This is a genomic window from Aquisediminimonas profunda (assembly GCF_019443285.1).
Classification (GTDB): Bacteria; Pseudomonadota; Alphaproteobacteria; order Sphingomonadales; family Sphingomonadaceae; genus Aquisediminimonas; species Aquisediminimonas profunda.
Genome location: NZ_CP080327.1, coordinates 1,599,934 through 1,620,488, shown reverse-complemented (window position 1 = coordinate 1,620,488; position 20,555 = coordinate 1,599,934). Strand labels below are relative to the sequence as shown.

At 60.0% G+C, this 20,555-nt stretch carries 17 protein-coding genes; 12 read left to right on the top strand and 5 right to left on the bottom strand.

Annotated elements, in window-relative coordinates:
• Positions 1-60 precede the first annotated feature (60 nt).
• Genes K0O24_RS08010 through K0O24_RS07990 form a run of 5 tightly spaced genes read left to right on the top strand, consistent with a single transcriptional unit; the run spans position 61 to position 6,957 of the window.
• Positions 61-2,862 (top strand): 2-oxoglutarate dehydrogenase E1 component, encoded by a 2,802-nt coding sequence (locus K0O24_RS08010; protein ID WP_219895307.1) that lies wholly within the window; start codon positions 61-63, stop codon positions 2,860-2,862.
• 2 nt (positions 2,863-2,864) lie between these two features.
• Entirely contained in the window at positions 2,865-4,076 is a 1,212-nt protein-coding gene (gene odhB / locus K0O24_RS08005) for a 2-oxoglutarate dehydrogenase complex dihydrolipoyllysine-residue succinyltransferase (protein WP_219895306.1), read from the top strand.
• Positions 4,077-4,087: 11 nt separating this feature from the next.
• On the top strand, positions 4,088-5,488 hold the full coding sequence (gene lpdA / locus K0O24_RS08000) for a dihydrolipoyl dehydrogenase (RefSeq protein ID WP_219895305.1): 1,401 nt from the start codon (positions 4,088-4,090) through the stop codon (positions 5,486-5,488).
• A gap of 10 nt (positions 5,489-5,498) precedes the next feature.
• The gene (locus K0O24_RS07995; protein WP_246611175.1) at positions 5,499-6,362 is read left to right on the top strand and encodes an alpha/beta hydrolase family protein; all 864 of its coding nucleotides are present in this window, start codon (positions 5,499-5,501) and stop codon (positions 6,360-6,362) included.
• 1 nt (position 6,363) lies between these two features.
• Positions 6,364-6,957 (top strand): trimeric intracellular cation channel family protein, encoded by a 594-nt coding sequence (locus tag K0O24_RS07990; RefSeq protein WP_219895304.1) that lies wholly within the window; start codon positions 6,364-6,366, stop codon positions 6,955-6,957.
• On the opposite strand, the gene K0O24_RS07985 is transcribed toward K0O24_RS07990, so the two are convergent.
• The 4 genes from K0O24_RS07985 to K0O24_RS07970 form a co-directional block, all read right to left on the bottom strand.
• A complete protein-coding gene (locus K0O24_RS07985; RefSeq protein WP_219895303.1) occupies positions 6,958-7,509 on the bottom strand; it encodes a GNAT family N-acetyltransferase in 552 nt (183 codons plus the stop codon).
• Positions 7,497-9,371: a signal peptide peptidase SppA gene (sppA, locus tag K0O24_RS07980; RefSeq protein ID WP_219895302.1), complete on the bottom strand. Its 1,875-nt coding sequence runs from the start codon at positions 9,369-9,371 to the stop codon at positions 7,497-7,499. Before sppA ends, K0O24_RS07985 begins: the two co-directional genes overlap by 13 nt.
• A 77-nt stretch (positions 9,372-9,448) precedes the next feature.
• Positions 9,449-10,087, bottom strand: coding sequence for an NrsF family protein (locus tag K0O24_RS07975; protein ID WP_219895301.1), 639 nt, complete (start codon positions 10,085-10,087; stop codon positions 9,449-9,451).
• A complete protein-coding gene (locus K0O24_RS07970; RefSeq protein ID WP_219895300.1) occupies positions 10,084-10,608 on the bottom strand; it encodes a sigma-70 family RNA polymerase sigma factor in 525 nt (174 codons plus the stop codon). The genes K0O24_RS07975 and K0O24_RS07970 overlap by 4 nt, the downstream gene beginning before the upstream one ends.
• Positions 10,609-10,659: 51 nt before the next feature.
• Between K0O24_RS07970 and K0O24_RS07965 the strand changes: the two genes are divergently transcribed.
• From K0O24_RS07965 to groL, 3 genes are all read left to right on the top strand, one after another.
• A complete protein-coding gene (locus tag K0O24_RS07965) occupies positions 10,660-12,114 on the top strand; it encodes an MATE family efflux transporter (protein WP_343211269.1) in 1,455 nt (484 codons plus the stop codon).
• Positions 12,115-12,235: 121 nt separating this feature from the next.
• Positions 12,236-12,523, top strand: coding sequence for a co-chaperone GroES (groES, locus tag K0O24_RS07960; protein WP_219895299.1), 288 nt, complete (start codon positions 12,236-12,238; stop codon positions 12,521-12,523).
• 121 nt (positions 12,524-12,644) lie between these two features.
• Positions 12,645-14,291 (top strand): chaperonin GroEL, encoded by a 1,647-nt coding sequence (gene groL / locus K0O24_RS07955; RefSeq protein ID WP_219895298.1) that lies wholly within the window; start codon positions 12,645-12,647, stop codon positions 14,289-14,291.
• Positions 14,292-14,473: 182 nt separating this feature from the next.
• Here the strand turns inward: groL and K0O24_RS07950 are convergent, their stop codons facing one another.
• Positions 14,474-14,740: a circumsporozoite protein gene (locus tag K0O24_RS07950; RefSeq protein ID WP_219895297.1), complete on the bottom strand. Its 267-nt coding sequence runs from the start codon at positions 14,738-14,740 to the stop codon at positions 14,474-14,476.
• A gap of 219 nt (positions 14,741-14,959) precedes the next feature.
• Here K0O24_RS07950 and K0O24_RS07945 point away from each other — a divergent pair, with 219 nt between their 5' ends.
• From K0O24_RS07945 to metH, 4 genes are read left to right on the top strand one after another with little or no spacing between them, the layout of a single operon-like run.
• Entirely contained in the window at positions 14,960-15,922 is a 963-nt protein-coding gene (locus tag K0O24_RS07945) for an ArsR/SmtB family transcription factor (RefSeq protein ID WP_219895296.1), read from the top strand.
• Positions 15,923-15,951: 29 nt separating this feature from the next.
• A complete protein-coding gene (gene metF / locus K0O24_RS07940) occupies positions 15,952-16,848 on the top strand; it encodes a methylenetetrahydrofolate reductase [NAD(P)H] (protein WP_246611174.1) in 897 nt (298 codons plus the stop codon).
• The gene (locus K0O24_RS07935) at positions 16,845-17,888 is read left to right on the top strand and encodes a homocysteine S-methyltransferase family protein (protein WP_219895294.1); all 1,044 of its coding nucleotides are present in this window, start codon (positions 16,845-16,847) and stop codon (positions 17,886-17,888) included. Before metF ends, K0O24_RS07935 begins: the two co-directional genes overlap by 4 nt.
• Before the next feature lie 9 nt (positions 17,889-17,897).
• A complete protein-coding gene (gene metH / locus K0O24_RS07930) occupies positions 17,898-20,501 on the top strand; it encodes a methionine synthase (RefSeq protein ID WP_219895293.1) in 2,604 nt (867 codons plus the stop codon).
• Positions 20,502-20,555 lie beyond the last annotated feature (54 nt).

Below are 20,555 nucleotides of genomic sequence, written 5' to 3'. Positions count from 1 at the left end.
GCGCCGTGGCACCCGACTCCCGAAGAGGCCCCTGCCTTCGCAGGGGCGACGAGGTGAAAAATGGGTTACGAACAACACGAATTCGAACCGGAGCATCGCCCAAGCTGGGCGCGTCCCAACTGGCCGCCGCTCGATACGGACGAACTGACGGCGGCGCTTGATCCGACCCAGATGTCGGTCGAAATCAAGGCTGCAGCGGCCAAATCGGGCAAGGCCTTGTCCGAAGCCGAAGTGGCGTCCGCAGCGGGCGACTCCATTCGCGCGATGATGCTGATCCGCACCTACCGCGTGCGCGGTCACCTGGCAGCAAAGCTTGATCCGCTGGGCCTGACCAAGCAGGACATCCCGCCCGACCTGACACCCGAATATCACGGCTTCACGGGCGCTGGCCTCGACAAGCCCGTCTATATCGGCGGCACGCTCGGCCTTGAATGGACGACAGTGCGGGAGATCGTCGATATCCTGCGCGCGAATTACTGCGGTGCCGTCGGCCTTGAATATATGCACATCTCCGATGTGGAGGAGCGGCGCTTCTTCCAGGAACGGATGGAAGGCGCTGACAAGACGATTGGCTTCACCGTCGAAGGAAAGCGTGCGATCCTCGCCAAGGTGATCGAAGCGGAACAGTACGAGAAGTTTCTCGGCCGCAAATATGTCGGCACCAAGCGCTTCGGCCTCGACGGCGGCGAAGCAATGATCCCGGCGCTCGAAAGCTTCATCAAGCAGGGCGGAGCTTTGGGGGTCCGCGAGATTGTTATCGGGATGCCGCACCGTGGCCGCCTCAACGTCCTCGCGAATGTGATGGCGAAGCCCTACCGCGTGATCTTCCACGAATTCTCGGGCGGCTCAGCCAATCCGGACGACGTCGGCGGTTCCGGCGACGTGAAATACCATCTCGGCACATCGACCGACCGCGAGTTCGACGGAATCAAGGTCCATATGTCTCTTGTGCCGAACCCGTCGCACCTTGAGGCTGTCGATCCGGTCGTGCTGGGCAAGGTCCGCGCGAACCAGACAATGCGCGACGATCTTGGCGAGCATGTTCAGGTGCTCCCCATCCTCCTGCACGGCGATGCGGCCTTTGCGGGCCAGGGGATCGTGTGGGAATGCCTCGGCTTTTCGGGCATCCGGGGCTACAACACCGGGGGCTGCATCCACTTCATCGTCAACAATCAGGTCGGCTTCACGACGAGCCCGCAATTCGCGCGTTCTTCGCCCTACCCGTCCGACGTGGCCAAGGGTGTACAAGCCCCGATCCTTCACGTGAATGGCGACGATCCCGAAGCCGTGACCTTCGCTTGCAAGATGGCGATCGAATTTCGTCAGAAGTTCCACCGCGACATTGTGATCGACATGTGGTGCTATCGCCGCTTCGGGCACAACGAAGGCGATGAACCAAGTTTCACCCAGCCCTTGATGTATGCCAACATCAGGAAGCATCCGCCGGTTTCCGAAGTCTATGCACCGCGCCTGATCGAACAAGGCGTGATTGATGCAGACTGGGTCGGCGAGCACATCATGCGCTTCACCGCGATGCTTGAGGCGGAATTCCAGAGCGCGGCCAGCTACAAGGCGAACGAAGCGGACTGGTTCGGTGGCCGCTGGTCAGGACTCAACAAGCCCGCAGACCCTGAAAGCGCGCGCCGCAATGTCGAAACGGGAATCTCCAAGAAGCTGTTTGAAAGCCTTGGCCGGACCCTGACGACGGTACCCGAAGGCCACACGATCCACCCGACACTGGGCCGCGTCCTTGAAGCAAAGAAGGCTATGTTTGCGAGCGGCGAAGGCTTCGACTGGGCAACCGCCGAAGCTCTGGCTTTCGGCGGCCTGCTGTCCGAAGGCTTTGGCGTCAGGCTTTCGGGCCAGGATTCCGGACGCGGCACATTCAGCCAGCGCCACGCGGTCTGGGTCGACCAGAACACGGAAGCGAAATACATCCCGCTTTCGACCGTGCCGCATGGCCGGTTCGAAGTACTGGACAGCCCGCTCTCCGAATTCGGCGTGTTGGGCTTTGAATATGGCTATGCCGGAGCCGATCCAAAGGCACTGGTTCTTTGGGAAGCGCAGTTTGGCGATTTCGCCAATGGCGCGCAGGTGATGATTGATCAGTTCATTGCGGCCGGCGAAGCGAAATGGCTGCGGGCCAACGGGCTCGTGATGCTTCTGCCTCACGGATATGAAGGTCAGGGCCCGGAGCACAGTTCCGCCAGGCTTGAGCGGTGCCTCCAGTTGTGCGCCGAAGACAATCTGCAGGTCGCCAACTGCACGACGCCTGCAAATTATTTCCACCTGCTCCGCCGCCAAATGCATCGTCCGTTCCGCAAGCCCCTGATCGTGATGACGCCCAAATCGCTTCTTCGGCACAAGATGGCTGTTTCGAAAGTAGAGGACTTTGTCGATCAGGCCCACTTCATGCGGATCCTTTCGGACCCCTGGGCTCCAGCAGACGCGGATGTGAAGCGGCTCGTCCTGTGCTCGGGCAAGGTCGCTTATGACCTGATGGATGCGCGGAATGCAGCGGGAGACGCCAACACGGCAATCGTCAGGATCGAACAGCTTTATCCATTCCCCGGCGATCCATTGGTCAAGCGTCTCGAACGGATGACCAATCTCGAAGAAGTGATCTGGGCGCAGGAAGAACCGCGCAACAACGGCAGCTGGTTCTTTGTGGAATCGCTGATCGAAGAGTGCCTGCTGCGTGCAAAAGTCGCGCCGAAGCGCCCTCGCTATGCCGGGCGCAAGGCCAGCGCGGCAACCGCGACCGGCCTGGCGAAACGCCATCAGGCCGAGCAGGCCGCACTTGTTGCCGATGCGCTGGGCCACAATGTCCGCGCCGAAATCAGACGCCAGCGGAAAGGCTGATCATGAGTACCGAAATCAAAGTTCCAGCCCTGGGTGAATCGATCAGCGAAGCGACACTCGGCCAATGGCTCAAGCAGCCAGGCGAAGCCGTTGCCGCTGACGAACCTATCGCGAGCCTGGAAACCGACAAGGTCGCGATCGAAGTGACCGCGCCTGTCGCCGGCGTCATGGGGCCCCATGTTGTCAATGAAGGCGATACCGTCAACGTTGGAGCTGTCATCGGGTCGATCGGAGAAGGCAGCGGCGCACCCGCGGCAAGCAAACCTGCGATCGCTGCGTCCGCACCAGCAGCTGCAGCAGTTGCCCCTGCGGGCGACACTCCGGGGGACCTGACGCTGTCCCCGGCCGTACGCCGTCTGGTGCTTGAGCTTGGAATCGATCCGTCGAAGATCAGGGGTACCGGCAAGGACGGCCGCCTGACCAAGGAAGACGTACTGGAAGCCGCCAAGCAGGACAGCACAGCACCTGCCGCCGCCGTTGAGGCACCCATCGCGGTCGCATCTGTGCCGTCAGGCCGTGGCGAAGAACGTGTCCGGATGACACGCCTGCGCCAGACGGTCGCCCGGCGGCTGAAGGAAGCACAGAACACGGCCGCGATCCTGACGACCTTCAATGATGTCGACATGACAGAAGTCATGGCGGCGCGCGCGAAGTACAAGGACCTGTTTGAGAAAAAACATGGCGTTCGCCTTGGCTTCATGGGCTTCTTTACCAAGGCTGTGTGCATGGCACTGAAGGATGTGCCCGCAGTCAATGCGACGATAGAGGGCGATGAAATCGTCTATCGCAACTATGCAGACATTTCGGTCGCGGTCTCCGCCCCCAACGGCCTTGTTGTGCCAGTGCTTCGCGATGCGCAGGCGAAGTCAGTCGCAGAAATCGAGCGCGGCATTGGTGATTTCGGCAAGCGCGCCAAGGAAGGCACTCTGACCGTTGAAGACATGGCAGGCGGTACCTTCACCATTTCCAATGGCGGCGTGTTCGGGAGTCTCCTCTCCACACCGATCATCAATCCGCCGCAGAGCGCGGTGCTCGGCCTCCATCGCATAGAAGATCGTCCGGTGGTCCGCGATGGCCAGATCGTCATCCGCCCGATGATGTATCTGGCTTTGAGCTATGATCACCGCCTGATCGATGGGCGTGAGGCCGTGACATTTCTGGTTGCCGTCAAGAATGCGATCGAAGACCCGACCCGCTTGCTGATCGATCTATAAGGAGGCGCGTAATGGCCGAATCGAACTATGACGTCATCATCATCGGCTCCGGCCCCGGCGGCTATGTTGCTGCAATTCGTGCAGCGCAACTTGGCCTGAAAACGGCCTGCGTGGAATCACGCGAGACACTGGGCGGAACGTGCCTCAACGTCGGGTGCATCCCGTCCAAGGCGATGCTCCACGCCTCTGAACTCTATGACGAAGCAGCAAGCGGAGCGCTGGCAAAGCTGGGCGTCAAGATCGACAAGATGAGCCTCGACCTTGCGACGATGCATGGCCAGCGCATCGATGCAGTCAAGGGCCTGACGGGCGGGATCGCGTTCCTGTTCAAGAAGAACAAGGTCGACTGGCTGAAAGGCCATGCCGCATTCACGTCGGCAAACACGATTGACGTGGGCGGAACGAGCTACACGGCCAAGAACATTGTGATTGCAACCGGCTCTTCGGTGACCCCACTGCCCGGCGTGGACGTCGACAACGCCAAGGGCCTGATCGTCGATTCCACCGGCGCACTCGAACTGGCGAAGGTGCCCGGCCATATGGTCGTGATCGGCGGGGGCGTGATCGGGCTTGAACTCGGCTCTGTCTGGCGGCGGCTGGGTGCCAAGGTGACGGTGGTCGAATATCTCGACCAGATCCTGCCCGGCATGGACGGAGAGGTTCGCAAGGAATCGAACAAGATCTTCAGGAAGCAGGGGCTTGAATTCAAGCTCTCGACAAAAGTGACGGGCGCCAAAGCCAAGGCCAAAGGCGTAACCTTGACCGTCGAGCCCGCAGCTGGAGGGGCCTCAGAAACAATCGAGGCCGATGTCGTGCTCGTCTCCATCGGCCGCCGTCCGAATACAGACGGCCTTGCGCTCGACAAGGCTGGCCTTGCGGTCAATGCGCGCGGCCAGATCGAAACGGATCACAGCTTCCGCACTGCAGTGCCCGGTATCTGGGCGGTCGGAGACGTGATCCCGGGGCCAATGCTGGCACACAAGGCTGAAGACGAAGGCATTGCCGTTGCCGAGAATATTGCCGGGCTGACCGGCATCGTGAACCATGATGTGATCCCGTCGGTCGTCTACACTTGGCCAGAGATCGCGGGCGTCGGCTTGACCGAAGAGCAGGCGAGAGAGCGGGGCGAGGTCAAGACCGGCAAATTCCCGATGCTCGCAAACAGTCGCGCAAAGACCAATCACGAGCCCGACGGCTTCGTGAAAATCATCGCGGATGCCAAGACTGATCGTGTCCTTGGCGTCTGGTGCATTGCTTCAGTCGCTGGCACGATGATCGCGCAAGCTGCGCAGGCAATGGAATTCGGTGCGACATCGGAAGACATAGCCTACACCTGCCATGCCCACCCGACCCATTCGGAAGCAATCAAGGAAGCCGCAATGGCGGTGACCGGCAAGCCGATCCATATTTAAGGAGAACCTCGTGCGGTTCCTGCCCATTCTGCTTGCCATTGTCGCTTTCAACCCGGCGATTGCGGCTCCAAAAGTCCCTTCTGCAATATACACGGATCCGGTGCAGGACACCGCGCACCCAGCGCGGATGGAAGTGCTTCACATCCCTAGCGGTGGCGCGCTTATCAACGGCGTTGCCTATCTTGCAGCAGGGCCAGGACCGCATCCAACGATCGTGATTTGTCACGGCCTTCCCGGCAACGAAAAGAACCTTGATCTGGCGCAGGCCGTCCGCCGCGCGGGTTGGAATGCAATCACGTTCAACTATCGCGGAAGCTGGGGGAGCCCGGGATCGTTCCGCTTTGCGCAGAATCCGGAAGATGCGGCGGCGGTACTCGCGTACATCCGCGATTCGACCAACTCGAAAAAGCTGGGCATCGATACATCGCATATTGTTCTTGCAGGCCACAGTATGGGCGGGTGGGTTGCCGCAATGACATCCGCGAACGATGCCACCTTGCGTGGGACCATCCTGATCTCTGCAGCAAATATGGGGGCCCTTGGCCGGATGCCGCGTGCGGAAATCATGAAGGAAATGGTCGGGGACATGGAATCGCTTTTCGACACCACCCCGGACGCGATGACGGAGGAAGTTGTTGCAAGCGCGCAGGCCTTCGATTTTATCGGGCGCGCGGAACCTCTGTCGCGTAAGCCGCTCCTCGCTCTGACTTCGGATGACGGTCTTGCTCCGATGGCCGACGCGCTGGTCGCCGCAGTGCGCGCAGCTGGCGGCACGCAGGTTGAAGCGGTTCATGTCGCAACGGATCATAGTTGGTCGGATCGGCGAATCAGGCTTCAAACCGAAATCCTCAACTGGCTGGCAAAGCTGAAATAGGTTGCTCGCCTGGCTCGACCTGTTCGGCATCGCCGTTTTCGCGGCCTCCGGCGCCCTCGCGGCGGCGCGACGGCAACAGACGCTGGTCACATTCTCGTTCTTTGCGCTTGTTACAGGCGTGGGCGGCGGCACGGTCCGCGACCTGTTGATCGGCGCGCCTGTCTTCTGGGTTCATGACTGGCGCGTGCCCGCCGTATGTCTAGCGACCGCGGGGCTGATCTGGGTAACGCCCGCACACTTCTGGAAAGGCCGAGCGCTTGACTGGTTCGATGCTGTCGGGATGGCTGTCTATGCCGTGTTCGGAGCGGCAAAGTCGCTGAGCTTTGGCGTTCCCCTTCTGCCAGCCATGATGATGGGCGTCATCACGGCGTGTGTTGGCGGGATCATTCGCGACGTGCTCGCAGGCGAGCCTTCAATCCTGCTTCGCCCGGAACTTTATGTGACGGCAGCGGCGCTGGCGGCAGCGCTCTTCGTGATACTGGCCGGACTGGGCGTCCCGCTGATTGCCGCTGCCCTTATCGGTGCCGTCTCCGGCTTCGGGCTGCGTGCGCTGGCGATCACCCGCGGCCTTGCCATCCCGTCCTACAAGCGCTGATCAGCCGCGGACGACACCGACGGAACTGAATGACTTGATCTCGTCCGGCGGAGTGCCTGCCTCCGCCAGTTCGCGCTGCCAAAGCCCGATATCGCTCCATTGCCCGTTCTTGAAGCACACCTCGCGATAGGCCCCCGCGCGACGGAAACCACAGGATTCATAGAGCTGGATCAGCTTGTCATTCGGCGTCATCAATGTGCAGATGGCCTGGGTGAAATTCTGCTCGGTCAAGGTCATGAGCAGGCTTGAAAGCAGCGTCCTGCGGATGCCCTTTCCTTCGAGTTCGCCTGCAGCATAGACCGCGACTTCGACGCCAAAACGGTGCGTCGGTCCCGGGCGGAAGGGCTTCGCATAGGCATAGCCCAGAATCACGTTGCTTTCCGAGGCAACGATCCAGGGATGAATGTCTCCTGCCGCAACAATGCGCGACCGCATTTCCTTGACCGTCGGCGCCCGCGTTTCGAACGACACGGCATTGGTCACCACATAGGGCGCATAGATCGCAGTAACCGCCTCCGCGTCGTCGGGTGTGGCGGCTCTCAAATCAACCATGAAACAATCCTGTCAAAGAGGGTAAGGTCTTGTGTCGTCGGCGCCGCCCTTAGCGGGAGTTGGGACGGACATTCAAGACAGCGGACTTGAATGGCGGGGCCTTGAAGCATGGCCTTTGCATCAGCAAGTCCGGCCAGAACAAGCGCCTGCTGCCGTCGTGCCATATGCGTGAAGATGTCCACATGGCCCGTTGTGCGGGCTTCCAGATCGTCCTCAAACAGGCTGGCAAGAAAACTCTTCTCAGGTTTCAGATAGTAACGCGACACCGAATCCGGAGACAGTTTTGCCAGACGCGCAGCCTCTGCCACTGCATCATCGAGCGACCCGAAGGCGTCGACCAGCCCAAGCTGGCGCGCCGTGCCGCCGTCCCATACCCGGCCTTGGGCCATTTCACCGACCTTTTCGAGCGGGATCTTGCGCGAGGTCGAAACCAGGCGAAGGAAACGGGCATAGATGTCCTCGACGCCGGCCTGCAGAAAGGCGTCGGTGGCCGCATTGGTTCCAGCAAAGAGATCCGGCTGGCCGGTCAGTGGTGTCGTCTTGACGCCATCGGCCGTCACGCCATAGCGGGCAAGCGTCGTCTCGAATGTCGGAAGGATCCCGAAGACGCCGATCGAACCCGTTACTGTCGACGGCTCTGCAAAGACCTTGTCTGCCGCGCCGGTCACCCAATAGCCGCCCGATGCCGCGACATTGCCCATAGAGGCCACAACAGGCAGACCCTTCGCTTTCGCTTCGGCCAATGCGGCCCTGATCTTTTCGGCCGCCAGGGCAGAACCGCCCGGCGAATCAATTCTCACAACCAGGGCCTTGAGATCCTGTTCAGCCAGCGCATTCCTGATGAGGTCGGCAATCGTATCGCCCCCCGCTCTGCCGGCAGGCGCTTTGCCATCCACAATGTCGCCGGCAACGGTAACGATCCCGATCTTCTTTCCGCCATGTTCAGCAGGATGCGCCGCAAGATAGGAACTGAGGGCGCTATAACGGAAATTGCCCGCCGGGCCGTGGTGGTCGCTGCCGACGATCGCTGCAACCCGCTTGCCGAAGGCCACACGATCCCCGAGCTTGTCGACCAGCCCGGCCGACAATGCCGTTTGGGACAGGCTTCCTTTTGCCGCCGCCAGACCCGCGATTGGATCAGTCACAAAGTCGGCGATCCGGGCCTTGGGCCGGGCCCTTGCAACATTCTCTTTCCAGTTGGTCCACAATGCACCGGCCAGCGCCTCATTCTCTGCCTTCGCCTCGGGTGACTGTTCTCCGCGGATATAGGGCTCCACGAATGATTTGTACTTGCCGACGCGGTAGACATGAACGGTGACGCCCAACCTGTCGATCAGCCCCTTGAAATAAAGGCGCGAGCCGCCGGGTCCCGCAAAGGCGGCCGCGCCCATCGGATCAAGCCAGACTTCGCTTGCGTGCGCTGCAAGAAGGTATGAATCGTCAAAATATCCTCCAGCAAACGCCAGCACCGGCTTGTTCGCGGCCTTGATGCGATCAAGAGCCTCACCGATTTCCTCAAGCGCAACCTGCCCGCCGCCCTGAAAGCCTTGCAGGTCAAGCACGACCGTCTTGATATCGTCATCGCGTTCCGCCGCTTTAAGGGCCTGCAGGATATCGGAAAGCTGATATTGCCGGTCGACGGGCGACTGGCCAAAAAGGAGCTCACGCGGGTCGATGGCTTCGCTTTGCTCGACAATCGGGCCATCCAGCGCGAGCAGCAGCGCGCCATCTTCGCCCCCTCGCGGATTGGGGCTGGATGACAGCGCAGCGTAGAGCAGCCCGAAAAACCCGAGCATGGCAATAAGAACGAGACCGTCCTTGATGCCGACAAGCAGCGCCCAAGCACCTTTTACGAGTTTCATGAATACGCCTTTTTACACAATCGGAGTCAGGCCCCGTCGTTAGGGGAGCCTGCGCCGACTGTAAACCGAGTGAAGCGCTACCAGCGGATGAGCCGGGGCACGATCAACCGGCCGAGCAATGCGCACAAAAGGATTGCTCCGGTGTACCAAAGGCCCACATAAAACACCGTAATACTTGGACAATGCAAGCCGTAGGCAAAGGCCCCGAAACTGCCAGAGGCAAGTCCGACGAGCCAGCCGATGCGGTTGAGAGCCGTCGGCGCTCCCTTGCGCAGCCAGAGCGTCAAGCCGGCCCCGATCAGCAATCCGCCACCGAGACTGATCCCCAGGCACCAGGGACCATCGACCGAAAAAAGCACGTCTAGCGGGAAGCCTTCAGTCGTCATCGCAAGGGCTATGCTGGTCAGAGGGAAGAGAGACGCTCCGGCCAATGCCCATCGCCATCCGGTGCTGCTTTGGCCGACACCCGGGCGCGCTGACGCAACAACGGCGGCAAGTGATGCGAATCCGAGCAAGAGCAGCATGCCCTCGCGCAACATGACCATGGGGTGCGGGTTGCCCGCAACAACGTCCGCCCGAAGCCCAAATGCCGCAGAAACGATTGCGACAACGACAGCAGCGGCAACGAGCGCAATCAGCACTCCTCCGCGCGGTGAAACCGGGCGAACCGGCTGAAGGTCAGCGACCAGCGTATCGATATCAATCGTCATCGTCATTCGCTCTCAATCAACGCGGCAAGCCTTTTCAGCCCGCGATGGATATTGACCTTTACCAAGGGTTCCGATTGGCCAGTGCGAAGCGCAGCCTCCGTAATCGAATGGCCATCAATCTTCACCAGGCGGATAACATGCGCCTGCCGTTCAGGCAGCAAGCCCAGGAGTCGATCAAGGCTGATGCGTGCTGCAATGGATTCCTCCTCATCGTCGCCCACCAGGTCTTCATGCAGTTCATCTTCCTGTTGGCGATAGGTTCGCCGCAACTGGTCCACCCAGCGATACCGCGCGATTGCCGCGAGCCAGGGGAGGAAAGGTCGCGACGGATCGTAGCTGGCACGCTTGCTATGCAGAGAGGCAAGTGTTTCCTGCACCAGATCATCGACCTGCGCTGGCACGATGCGGCCCGAAAAATACCGCAAGAGCCAACGCTGGCAGGCAACAAGCACGGTCCGATAGGCCGCAGCATCGCCCTGCTGGGCAAGCGCCATCAGGCGTTGAAGGCTGGCATCGTCCGCTTTCATGACCGCATCTTTCGCATCCCTGTCCTTCGCTGAAAAGCTGGAAAGGTTACAATGCCGGTGCAGTCTTATTTTGGGGATGACACGGAAAGACCAAATTCGCTATTCTGGTCGGCTATGTTGGAAAAGCCTGCACTGGCCCCGGTTCAGGGAAATCTCTGGCGCGACGAGTTTCGCGCCACCTTGGCGCTTGCCTGGCCGCTGATCCTGTCCAACCTGACCATGGCGCTCATCCAGGCAACAGATGTCGTCCTTATGGGCTGGCTCGGACCACGCGCACTTGCGGCGTCCGCGCTGGGCCTGAACCTGTGCATGTCGATGACCATTTTCTGCATGGGCCTCGTGATTGCTGCCGCGCCGATGATGGCGGCAGATCTTGGCCGCCGATTCAATGCTGTCCGCGAAGTGCGCCGGTGGTTCCGCCAATCGGTCTGGGTTGCCTGCGTCGCGGTCATTCCTGCTTGGGTGGTGCTCTGGAATACGGACATGGTGCTGCTCGCATTGGGGCAGGACAAGGCACTCGCCGCAACGGCCAGCACCTTCATGCGCGGCTATATGTGGAGCATGCTGCCATTCCTGATCTTTCAGGCGCTGCGCGGCTTTGTGTCGGCGCTCGAACGGCCGGGCTGGATACTGACGATCAGCATCTGGGGTGTGGTCATGAATGCGGTGTTGGGATGGGCGCTGATTTTCGGCCATTTTGGCTTGCCGGCCCTCGGCATCTTCGGCGGAGGCCTGACGACAACCATTGTCTGGTCAATCATGGCCGGAGGACTTGCATGTGTCGCTGCCCGCCAAAAGGCGTTCCGGCGGTTTCACATCCTTGGCCATTTCTGGCGCAGCGATTGGCCGCGTTTCGGCAAGATCGTGCGTCTTGGGGTGCCGATCGCCCTGACGCTCTGGTCTGAAGGCGCAGTGTTCGCCGCGGCGGTCGGGTTGATGGGTCTGATCAGTGAAGCTTCGGTTGCAGCCCATGCCGTTGCGCTTCAGATCGCAGCTTTGAGCTTCATGGTCCCGCTTGGCCTTGGACAAGCAGCGACCGTGCGGGTCGGGCTTGGCTATGGCAGAAAGGATCCCGAAGCTCTGAGGCGTGCGGGCTGGACCGCCTTCATGCTTGGCACCGGGTTCATGACATGCATGGCGATCCTCATGTGGAGCTTCCCGCACCAACTGATCGAGCTGTTTCTTGAACCCACGGCAGCCAATGCGCCGGTCATCGATCTTGCCGTGTCCTTTCTGGGCGTTGCTGCGGCCTTCCAGATCTTCGACGGCGCGCAGGTGGTCGGCGCGGGCATGCTGCGGGGCTTGCAGGACACGCGCTGGCCGATGATCTTTGCCATTGTCGGCTATTGGGCGGTCGGCATTGGAGCAGGGTCTTTCCTTGCGTTCCGGCTTGAATTGCACGGCGTCGGGGTCTGGATCGGGCTTGCAGGTGGCCTTGCAGCTGTGAGCCTGCTGATGATTTGGCGTTGGAGCTGGCGCAAGCAGCTGGGACTTCTGCCCGTGTGAGCCAGGGGCAAAAAGAATGTGCTGCAGCGCTTGACGGGGAGATTTCCCATACCCATATGCGCGTTGTTGGCACTCGCCCGGTGTGAGTGCTAATTCTTATTTTCGAGAAGAGGGAATAAACATGGCATTTCGTCCGCTGCACGATCGCGTGCTCGTTCGCCGTATTGAAGCCAATGAAAAAACGGCTGGCGGCATTATCATTCCAGACACCGCCAAGGAAAAGCCGCAGGAAGGCGAAATCGTCGCCGCGGGTTCGGGCGCAAAGGCCGAAGACGGCAAGGTTACGCCGCTGGACGTCAAGGCAGGCGACAAGATCCTGTTCGGCAAATGGTCCGGCACGGAAGTGAAGATCAACGGCGAAGACCTGTTGATCATGAAGGAATCGGACATTCTTGGAATCATCGGTTGAGTGGACGTCGCCGCTGTGCAGGCAGGGGCCGCTTTGGGAGTTCGCTCCCTGTCCGATGAAGATCAATTCCAGACAGGCCCCTGCCTCCGCAGGGGCGACGAGTTAGAAAAGGAACACTCAAATGGCTGCAAAAGAAGTAAAATTTAGCCGCGACGCGCGTGAGCGCATTCTGCGCGGCGTCGACATTCTTGCCGATGCGGTGAAGGTCACACTCGGCCCCAAGGGTCGCAATGTCGTGATCGACAAGAGCTTCGGTGCTCCACGCATTACCAAGGACGGCGTCACCGTCGCCAAGGAAATCGAACTCAAGGACAAGTTCGAGAACATGGGCGCGCAGATGGTCCGCGAAGTCGCTTCGAAGACCAACGACGTTGCTGGCGACGGCACCACCACGGCAACCGTGCTTGCTCAGGCGATTGTCCGTGAAGGCATGAAGTCGGTTGCCGCTGGCATGAACCCGATGGACCTCAAGCGCGGCATTGACCTTGCTGTCACTGCCGTCGTGGCCGATCTCGTGAAGCGTTCCAAGCCGGTTTCCGGCACTGCAGAAATTGCCCAGGTCGGCATCATCTCGGCAAATGGCGACACTGTCGTTGGCGAAAAGATTGCCGAAGCGATGGAAAAGGTCGGCAAGGAAGGCGTGATCACCGTCGAGGAAGCCAAGGGCCTCGATTTCGAACTCGATGTCGTCGAAGGCATGCAGTTCGACCGTGGCTATCTCTCGCCCTACTTCATCACCAATCCGGAAAAGATGCTCGTTGAACTCAACGATCCCTACATCCTGATCCACGAGAAGAAGCTGTCGAACCTCCAGGCGATGCTCCCGATCCTCGAAGCGGTTGTCCAGTCTGGCCGTCCGCTCCTGATCATCGCGGAAGACATTGAAGGCGAAGCTTTGGCCACGCTTGTGGTCAACAAGCTGCGTGGCGGCCTCAAGGTTGCGGCCGTGAAGGCGCCGGGCTTCGGCGATCGTCGCAAGGCGATGCTTGAAGACATCGCAATCCTGACCAAGGGCGAAATGATCTCCGAAGATCTCGGCATCAAGCTCGAAACCGTGACGCTCGGCATGCTCGGCCAGGCCAAGCGCGTCTCGATCGACAAGGACAACACCACCATCGTTGATGGCGCCGGTGAAGCCGATGCGATCAAGGGCCGCGTTGAAGCAATCCGCCAGCAGATCGAAAACACCACCAGCGACTATGATCGCGAGAAGCTGCAGGAACGTCTTGCCAAGCTTGCAGGCGGCGTTGCCGTCATCAAGGTCGGTGGTGCGACGGAAGTCGAAGTCAAGGAACGCAAGGACCGCGTTGATGATGCACTGCACGCAACCCGCGCGGCCGTTGAAGAAGGCATCGTCCCCGGTGGCGGCACGGCGCTTCTTTATGCAACCAAGGCGCTTGCCGGCATGAAGGGTATCAATGACGACCAGACTCGCGGGATCGACATCATCCGCAAGGCGATCGAAACGCCGCTGCGCCAGATCGCACAAAACGCGGGAGTTGACGGTGCCGTGGTCGCTGGCAACCTGCTGCGCGAAAATGACGAAACCCGTGGCTTCAATGCTTCGACCGACGTCTATGAAAACCTGGTCCAGGCCGGCGTGATCGATCCGACCAAGGTCGTTCGCACCGCGCTGCAGGATGCGGCCTCGGTTGCCGGCCTCCTGATCACCACGGAAGCGACGATTGCCGATGTGCCCGAAGACAAGCCTGCCATGGCAGGCATGCCCGGTGGCGGCATGGGCGGCATGGGCGGCATGGATTTCTGATCCAGCCCATCAGGCACCAAAAAGAAGGGCCGGAAGGAAACTTCCGGCCCTTTTTGTTTGGGCACGTCGCCACTCCAGAGGCAGGGGCGACGTCCAGGACAGTCAGCCAAAACAGAAAAGGCCGCACCCCAAAAGGGATGCGGCCATTCCGTTACCGGTTTTGCCGAATAGGCTAAACGGGCTTACTTCTTCGCAGCGTCCGCAGCGTTTGCAGCAGCGTCAGCAGCAGCATCGACAGCGTTGCCAGCAGCGTCGGTCGCGTTGGCAGCAGCGTCCGTTGCGGTGTCAGCAGCGTTCATTGCTGAATCAGCAGCATTGTCGGCACCTTCAACAGCTTCCGAAGCCATCGTGTCAGCGGCGTTGGCAGCAGCATCGTCAGCCTTCTTGCTGCAAGCAGCAAGGCTCATCGAAGCGGCGAGTACAAGTGACAGAGCAATAGTCTTTTTCATGGGTAAATCCCTCCCGTTAGGTCAACAAAGCGGCGGTCAGCGCGAAAGGCTATCACGCCCCCTCGGACCGGCGGGACCTGTGACTAGCGATTCATTCATTTCTTGGCAATCAAGATTCTTCACGGAATCGCATGAAACTGCCGCAGCGCACGCATCAGCGCAAAAGCGCCAGCAAGTTCCGCATATTGACATATAAAGAATTCTTTATATGTAGCTCAAATGCCTGTCGCCCTCGATATCTTTCGCGCCCTTGCCGATCCGACCCGGCTGCGAATCATCGCACTTTTGCGAAGGATGGAACTTTCGATAGGAGAAATTGCGCAGGTCCTTGGCCAAAGCCAGCCGCGCGTCTCGCGACACGTCAAGATATTGTGCGACGCCGGACTGGCCATTCGTCGGAAGGAAGGGAGTTGGGCATTTCTGGCTCCCGGCGCTCCAGAGCTCGTTGATCCTTTGTTTCGTGCACTCGATATCTGGCAGACCGACGAGCGCGAGAATCACTGGATTGTAGCTGATAAAGCCCGCCTTTCGGCCGTGCATGCAGATCGGGCCGCCGCAGCGGAACGCTATTTTGCCGCCCATGCAGCGCAATGGGATGCAATCCGTTCGCTTCATGTGGCTGAAAGCGAAGTCGAAGCTGCCATGGCTGCAGCTTTGGCAGAAGCACCCATCGGTCGTCTCGTCGATGTCGGAACGGGCACCGGGCGGATGATCGAATTATTCGGCAGCGCCGCGCAAAAGGCTGTCGGAATAGATCGTAGCCCCGAAATGCTCCGGCTCGCTCGAGCGAAGTTGAGCGCAAAAGACCTTCCTGCATGGGAATTGCGTCAAGGCGACCTCGCCGCCCTGCCCGTCCCCGACGGCAATGCTGACACTGTCATTCTGCATCAGGTTCTCCATTTCATTCCGGATCCCGAGAGCGCCATTGGCGAACTCGCGCGCATTATTTCCCCAAAGGGCCGCCTCCTCATTGTCGACTTTGCCCCCCACGACCGCGAGGAACTGCGCGATCGGGACGCGCATGCCCGTCTCGGCTTTTCAGATGAACAGATTGCTGGCTGGTTCGAAGCCGCCGGACTCGAATGCGATCTGATTGAAAATCTCAAGGGCGGAAGGCTGACCGTAAAGCTCTGGCGCGGGCGCAAGCGGCAAGAATCGCGCCTCAAGGTCATCGCTGCATGAGCCGCTCGTCCAGCATCAGTGATAGGACGATGAGTGAGTCTGCACCCTCACTCTTTGCCGGATTGGCTGGCGACGCCCAGGTGAGCTTTGAATTCTTTCCGCCGAAGACGGAGAAAATGGAGCTGGCGCTTTGGGAGACAATGAAGACTCTTGAGCCACTAGGCCCACGTTTTGTCTCGGTCACCTATGGGGCGGGCGGTTCCACGCGGGAACGGACGCACGCGACAGTTGCCCGCATCGTCAAAGAGACTCACGCACCTGCCGCGGCGCATCTGACCTGCGTCGACGCATCACGGGAAGAGATTGATGAAGTGGCGCGTGCCTATTGGGATGCTGGTGTTCGGCACATTGTTGCCCTGCGTGGTGACCCGTCGGTCCCTGGCGCCAGATTTGAGCCTCATCCTCAGGGCTATGGGGGCGCAGCCGATCTGGTTGCAGGGCTGAAGGCGATCGCGCCGTTCGAGATTTCTGTTGCCTGTTATCCAGAGACCCATCCTGACGCCCAAAGCGCCGACGCCGATCTCGACAACCTGAAGCGCAAGCTCGATGCGGGCGCCAGCCGGGGCATCACGCAGTTCTTTTTCGAACCTGAAACCTTTTTCCGCTTCCGCGACAGGGTCGCTGCAGCAGGGATCAATGCGGAACTGACGCCGGGAATCATGCCAGTCACCAATTTCGCGGCGATCCAGCGCATGGCCGCATTGTGCGGAACCCATGTGCCGAGCTGGCTTGCACATCTGTTCGAAGGGCTGGATGAGCGTCCAGCGTCCCGCCAACTGGTCGCAGCGACTGTGTCGGCTGACCTGTGTCGGCGGCTCTATGCGGGCGGGGTCCGGCATTTCCATTTCTACACATTGAACCGGGCGGAACTCAGCTACGCCATTTGCCACCTGCTGGGCCTGCGGCCGAAGGAGAATTCCCAATGACATCCCGTGAAGCCCTGAAAACTGCCGCCTCGAGCCGTATCCTCCTGACCGACGGAGCCTTCGGCACCGAAATCCAGAACTACAAGCTGGATGAAGCGGCCTATGCTGGAGCACTCGGGCTGGGGCATGATCAGAAGGGCAACAACGACCTGTTGGCCTTGACGCGTCCCGACGTGGTAGATGCCATCACACGCGCCTATCTGGCCGCAGGCTCTGACATTGTCTCGACAAACACATTTTCTGCAAACCGGATCAGCCAGGCCGATTATGGCGCGGAAGATCTTGTGCGCGACATCAATATCGCTTCGGCACGCATAGCCCGTACAGCGGCCGATGAGGCGGCCAAGGATGGTCGCCCGCGTTTTGTTGCAGGCGCAATCGGCCCAACGAACAAGACACTATCACTCTCTCCCGACGTCAATGATCCGGGCTACCGGGAGATCGATTTCGACTATCTCAAGGGTGTATACCGCGAACAGATTGACGCTTTGCTGGAGGGCGGCGTCGACTTCATCCTGATTGAAACGGTGTTCGACACTTTGAACGCCAAGGCCGGCATCATGGCCGTACTCGAAGCGCAGCAGGATCTGGGCCGGGATGTGCCGATGATGCTCTCGATGACGTTGACCGATCTGTCCGGACGCAATCTGTCCGGCCATACGGTCGAAGCGTTCTGGCATGCCGTCCGCCATGCACGACCCGTCACAATTGGTCTCAACTGCTCATTCGGCGCAGAACAACTCCGGCCGCACGTCCGCACATTGTCGCAGATCGCCGACACACTGATCATGGTCTATCCCAACGCCGGGCTGCCGAACGATCTTGGCGCTTATGATGAGTTGCCTGAGGAGACGGCAGCACTGGTCAAAGATTGGGCCCTGGATGGGCAAGTCAATATCCTTGGAGGATGCTGCGGCTCCACGCCTGCCCATATCGAAGCAATTGCCAAGGCCGTCGAAGGACTGCCCGCGCGCCAACCCAAGGCTCCCCCCGTGGCGACACGGCTTGCGGGTCTTGAGCCCATGATCCTCGCAGCCTGATCGATTGACATGACACAGACCACCCAAACGGCCACTTTCGTCAATGTTGGCGAACGCACGAACGTCACCGGTTCGGCAGCGTTCAAGAAGCTCATCATGGCCGACGATTATACAAAGGCGGTCGAGGTCGCGCGCCAACAGGTCGAAAATGGCGCACAGATTATCGACGTCAATATGGATGAGGGTCTGCTGGACGCCGAAAAGGCGATGACGACGTTCCTCAAGCTGATTGCCGCGGAGCCTGACATCGCTCGCGTTCCCGTGATGATCGACAGTTCCAAATGGAGCGTGATCGAAGCCGGCCTCAAATGCGTTTCGGGCAAGCCGATCGTCAACTCGATCAGTATGAAGGAAGGCGAAGCGCAATTCCTGGAGCATGCTCGCAAATGCATGGCCTATGGCGCTGCCGTGGTCGTGATGGCGTTCGACGAAACCGGACAGGCAGACACAAAGGCTCGCAAGGTCGACATATGCGAACGCGCCTACAAGCTTTTGACCGGAATTGGCTTCCCGCCGGAAGACATCATCTTTGACCCCAATATTTTCGCAGTCGCGACGGGAATTGAGGAGCACAACAACTACGCCGTCGACTTCATCGAAGCTGCGCGCGAGATCCGCGCACGCTGCCCCCACGTCCACATTTCGGGCGGCCTTTCCAACCTCTCCTTCAGCTTCCGCGGCAACGAGCCTGTGCGCCGAGCGATGCACTCAATCTTCCTCTATCACGCCATCCCTGCCGGCATGGACATGGGCATCGTCAACGCCGGCCAACTGGACATTTACGACACGATCGACCCGGAGCTGCGAGAAGCCTGCGAGGATGTGATCCTCAACCGCAGGGATGACGCCACCGAGCGACTGGTAACACTGGCAGAGCGGTTCAAGGGGACTGACGCAGTTGCAGAAAAGGCGGCCGAGGAATGGCGCGGCTGGCCCGTTTCAAAGCGGCTCGAGCACGCTCTGGTGAAGGGTATCGATGCCTACATTGTCGACGATACGGAAGAAGCTCGCCTGCAGGCTGCACGTCCGATCGAAGTGATTGAAGGTCCCCTGATGGACGGCATGAATGTGGTCGGGGATCTGTTCGGCTCCGGCAAGATGTTCCTGCCCCAGGTGGTCAAATCGGCCCGCGTGATGAAAAAGGCCGTTGCCCATCTCATCCCCTATATTGAGGCTGCCAAGGAGGCAGGCACCCGGTCCAAGGGACGAATCATCATGGCCACTGTCAAAGGTGATGTGCATGATATCGGCAAGAACATTGTGGGCGTCGTGCTCCAGTGCAATGGCTATGAAGTCATCGACCTTGGCGTGATGGCACCCTGGTCAAGCATTCTCAAAGCAGCAAAGGACAATGATGCGGACATCATTGGGCTGTCCGGCCTGATCACACCGTCGCTCGACGAAATGGTCACGGTGGCCGAAGAAATGCAGCGCGCTGGATTCACGATTCCGCTGCTGATCGGAGGCGCGACGACATCGAAAGTCCATACCGCGCTTCGCATAGACCAGGCTTACACGGGGCCTGTGGTTCATGTCCTTGACGCGAGCCGCGCGGTCGGGGTTGCTTCCACTCTCCTTTCCGACACGCAGCGCGACAGTTTCGTTGCGGCGACTGCCGCCGATTATCAGCACGTTCGCGATGTACGCGAAGGCAAGGGGCAGAACCCGCTCGTGTCTCTCGCTGATGCCCGGGCGAATGCCTTCCGCCTGGATGAAGCACACAAGCCGGGCCCGCCCGACCAACCCGGCCTGCATGTGTTTGACAGCTGGGACCTGGCAGACATTCGGCAATACATAGACTGGACACCGTTCTTTCGGGCTTGGGAACTTGCAGGAAACTATCCGGCCATTCTCGAGGATCCCGTCGTTGGTGAAAGTGCGTCGAGCCTCTTTGCCGATGCCCAGTCGATGCTGGACCGGATCGTCAAGGAGAAGTGGTTCACGGCAAAGGGCGTTGCGGGACTTTGGCCCTGCCGCCGCGACGGAGACGACGTCATCCTGCATCTGGAAGATGAATCGCACGTCCGAATTCCGTTCCTTCGCCAGCAGATCGCGAAGCGCGAAGGTCGCGCAAACATGTGCCTGGCCGATTTTATCAGTCATGACGGCGACTGGATTGGCGGCTTTGCCGTTGGAATCCATGGGATCGACACGCATATCGCACGCTTCAAGGCGGACCATGACGACTATTCCGACATTCTGCTGAAAGCGCTGGCCGACCGCTTTGCGGAAGCCTTTGCGGAAGCCCTGCATCGCCATGTTCGTACCACGCTTTGGGGATATGCGCCGCACGAGCAATTGACCAATGACGCCCTGATCCGCGAGCAATATCGCGGCATCCGACCTGCCCCCGGCTACCCCGCCTGTCCCGATCACAGCCTGAAGCCCATTTTGTTCGACTTGCTGAGTGCGACGGACAATACCGGCATCACATTGACCGAGAGTTTCGCCATGTTGCCAACGGCGGCCGTATCCGGCTTCTACTTTGCGCACCCTCAGGCAGAGTATTTCGGTGTGGCGCGCATCGGCAATGATCAACGTGACGACTATGCTGCACGACGCGGGATCGGCATCGAGGAAGCGGCGCGTTGGCTTCGCCCCAACCTCGACTAGAGGTCCGCGCTACATTCGCTGCATTAGGCATTTGTCAAAGTTTACCGCCTATTC

Bases quoted from the DNA above. Each gene is read 5' to 3' on its own strand.
- K0O24_RS08010 (WP_219895307.1), top strand. From the start codon at position 61: ATGGGTTACGAACAACACGAATTCGAACCGGAGCATCGCCCAAGCTGG.
- odhB (WP_219895306.1), top strand. From the start codon at position 2,865: ATGAGTACCGAAATCAAAGTTCCAGCCCTGGGTGAATCGATCAGCGAA.
- lpdA (WP_219895305.1), top strand. From the start codon at position 4,088: ATGGCCGAATCGAACTATGACGTCATCATCATCGGCTCCGGCCCCGGC.
- K0O24_RS07985 (WP_219895303.1), bottom strand. From the start codon at position 7,509: ATGGTTGATTTGAGAGCCGCCACACCCGACGACGCGGAGGCGGTTACT.
- sppA (WP_219895302.1), bottom strand. From the start codon at position 9,371: ATGAAACTCGTAAAAGGTGCTTGGGCGCTGCTTGTCGGCATCAAGGAC.
- K0O24_RS07975 (WP_219895301.1), bottom strand. From the start codon at position 10,087: ATGACGATGACGATTGATATCGATACGCTGGTCGCTGACCTTCAGCCG.
- K0O24_RS07970 (WP_219895300.1), bottom strand. From the start codon at position 10,608: ATGAAAGCGGACGATGCCAGCCTTCAACGCCTGATGGCGCTTGCCCAG.
- K0O24_RS07965 (WP_343211269.1), top strand. From the start codon at position 10,660: ATGCCGGTGCAGTCTTATTTTGGGGATGACACGGAAAGACCAAATTCG.
- groES (WP_219895299.1), top strand. From the start codon at position 12,236: ATGGCATTTCGTCCGCTGCACGATCGCGTGCTCGTTCGCCGTATTGAA.
- groL (WP_219895298.1), top strand. From the start codon at position 12,645: ATGGCTGCAAAAGAAGTAAAATTTAGCCGCGACGCGCGTGAGCGCATT.
- K0O24_RS07950 (WP_219895297.1), bottom strand. From the start codon at position 14,740: ATGAAAAAGACTATTGCTCTGTCACTTGTACTCGCCGCTTCGATGAGC.
- K0O24_RS07945 (WP_219895296.1), top strand. From the start codon at position 14,960: ATGCCTGTCGCCCTCGATATCTTTCGCGCCCTTGCCGATCCGACCCGG.
- metF (WP_246611174.1), top strand. From the start codon at position 15,952: ATGAGTGAGTCTGCACCCTCACTCTTTGCCGGATTGGCTGGCGACGCC.
- K0O24_RS07935 (WP_219895294.1), top strand. From the start codon at position 16,845: ATGACATCCCGTGAAGCCCTGAAAACTGCCGCCTCGAGCCGTATCCTC.
- metH (WP_219895293.1), top strand. From the start codon at position 17,898: ATGACACAGACCACCCAAACGGCCACTTTCGTCAATGTTGGCGAACGC.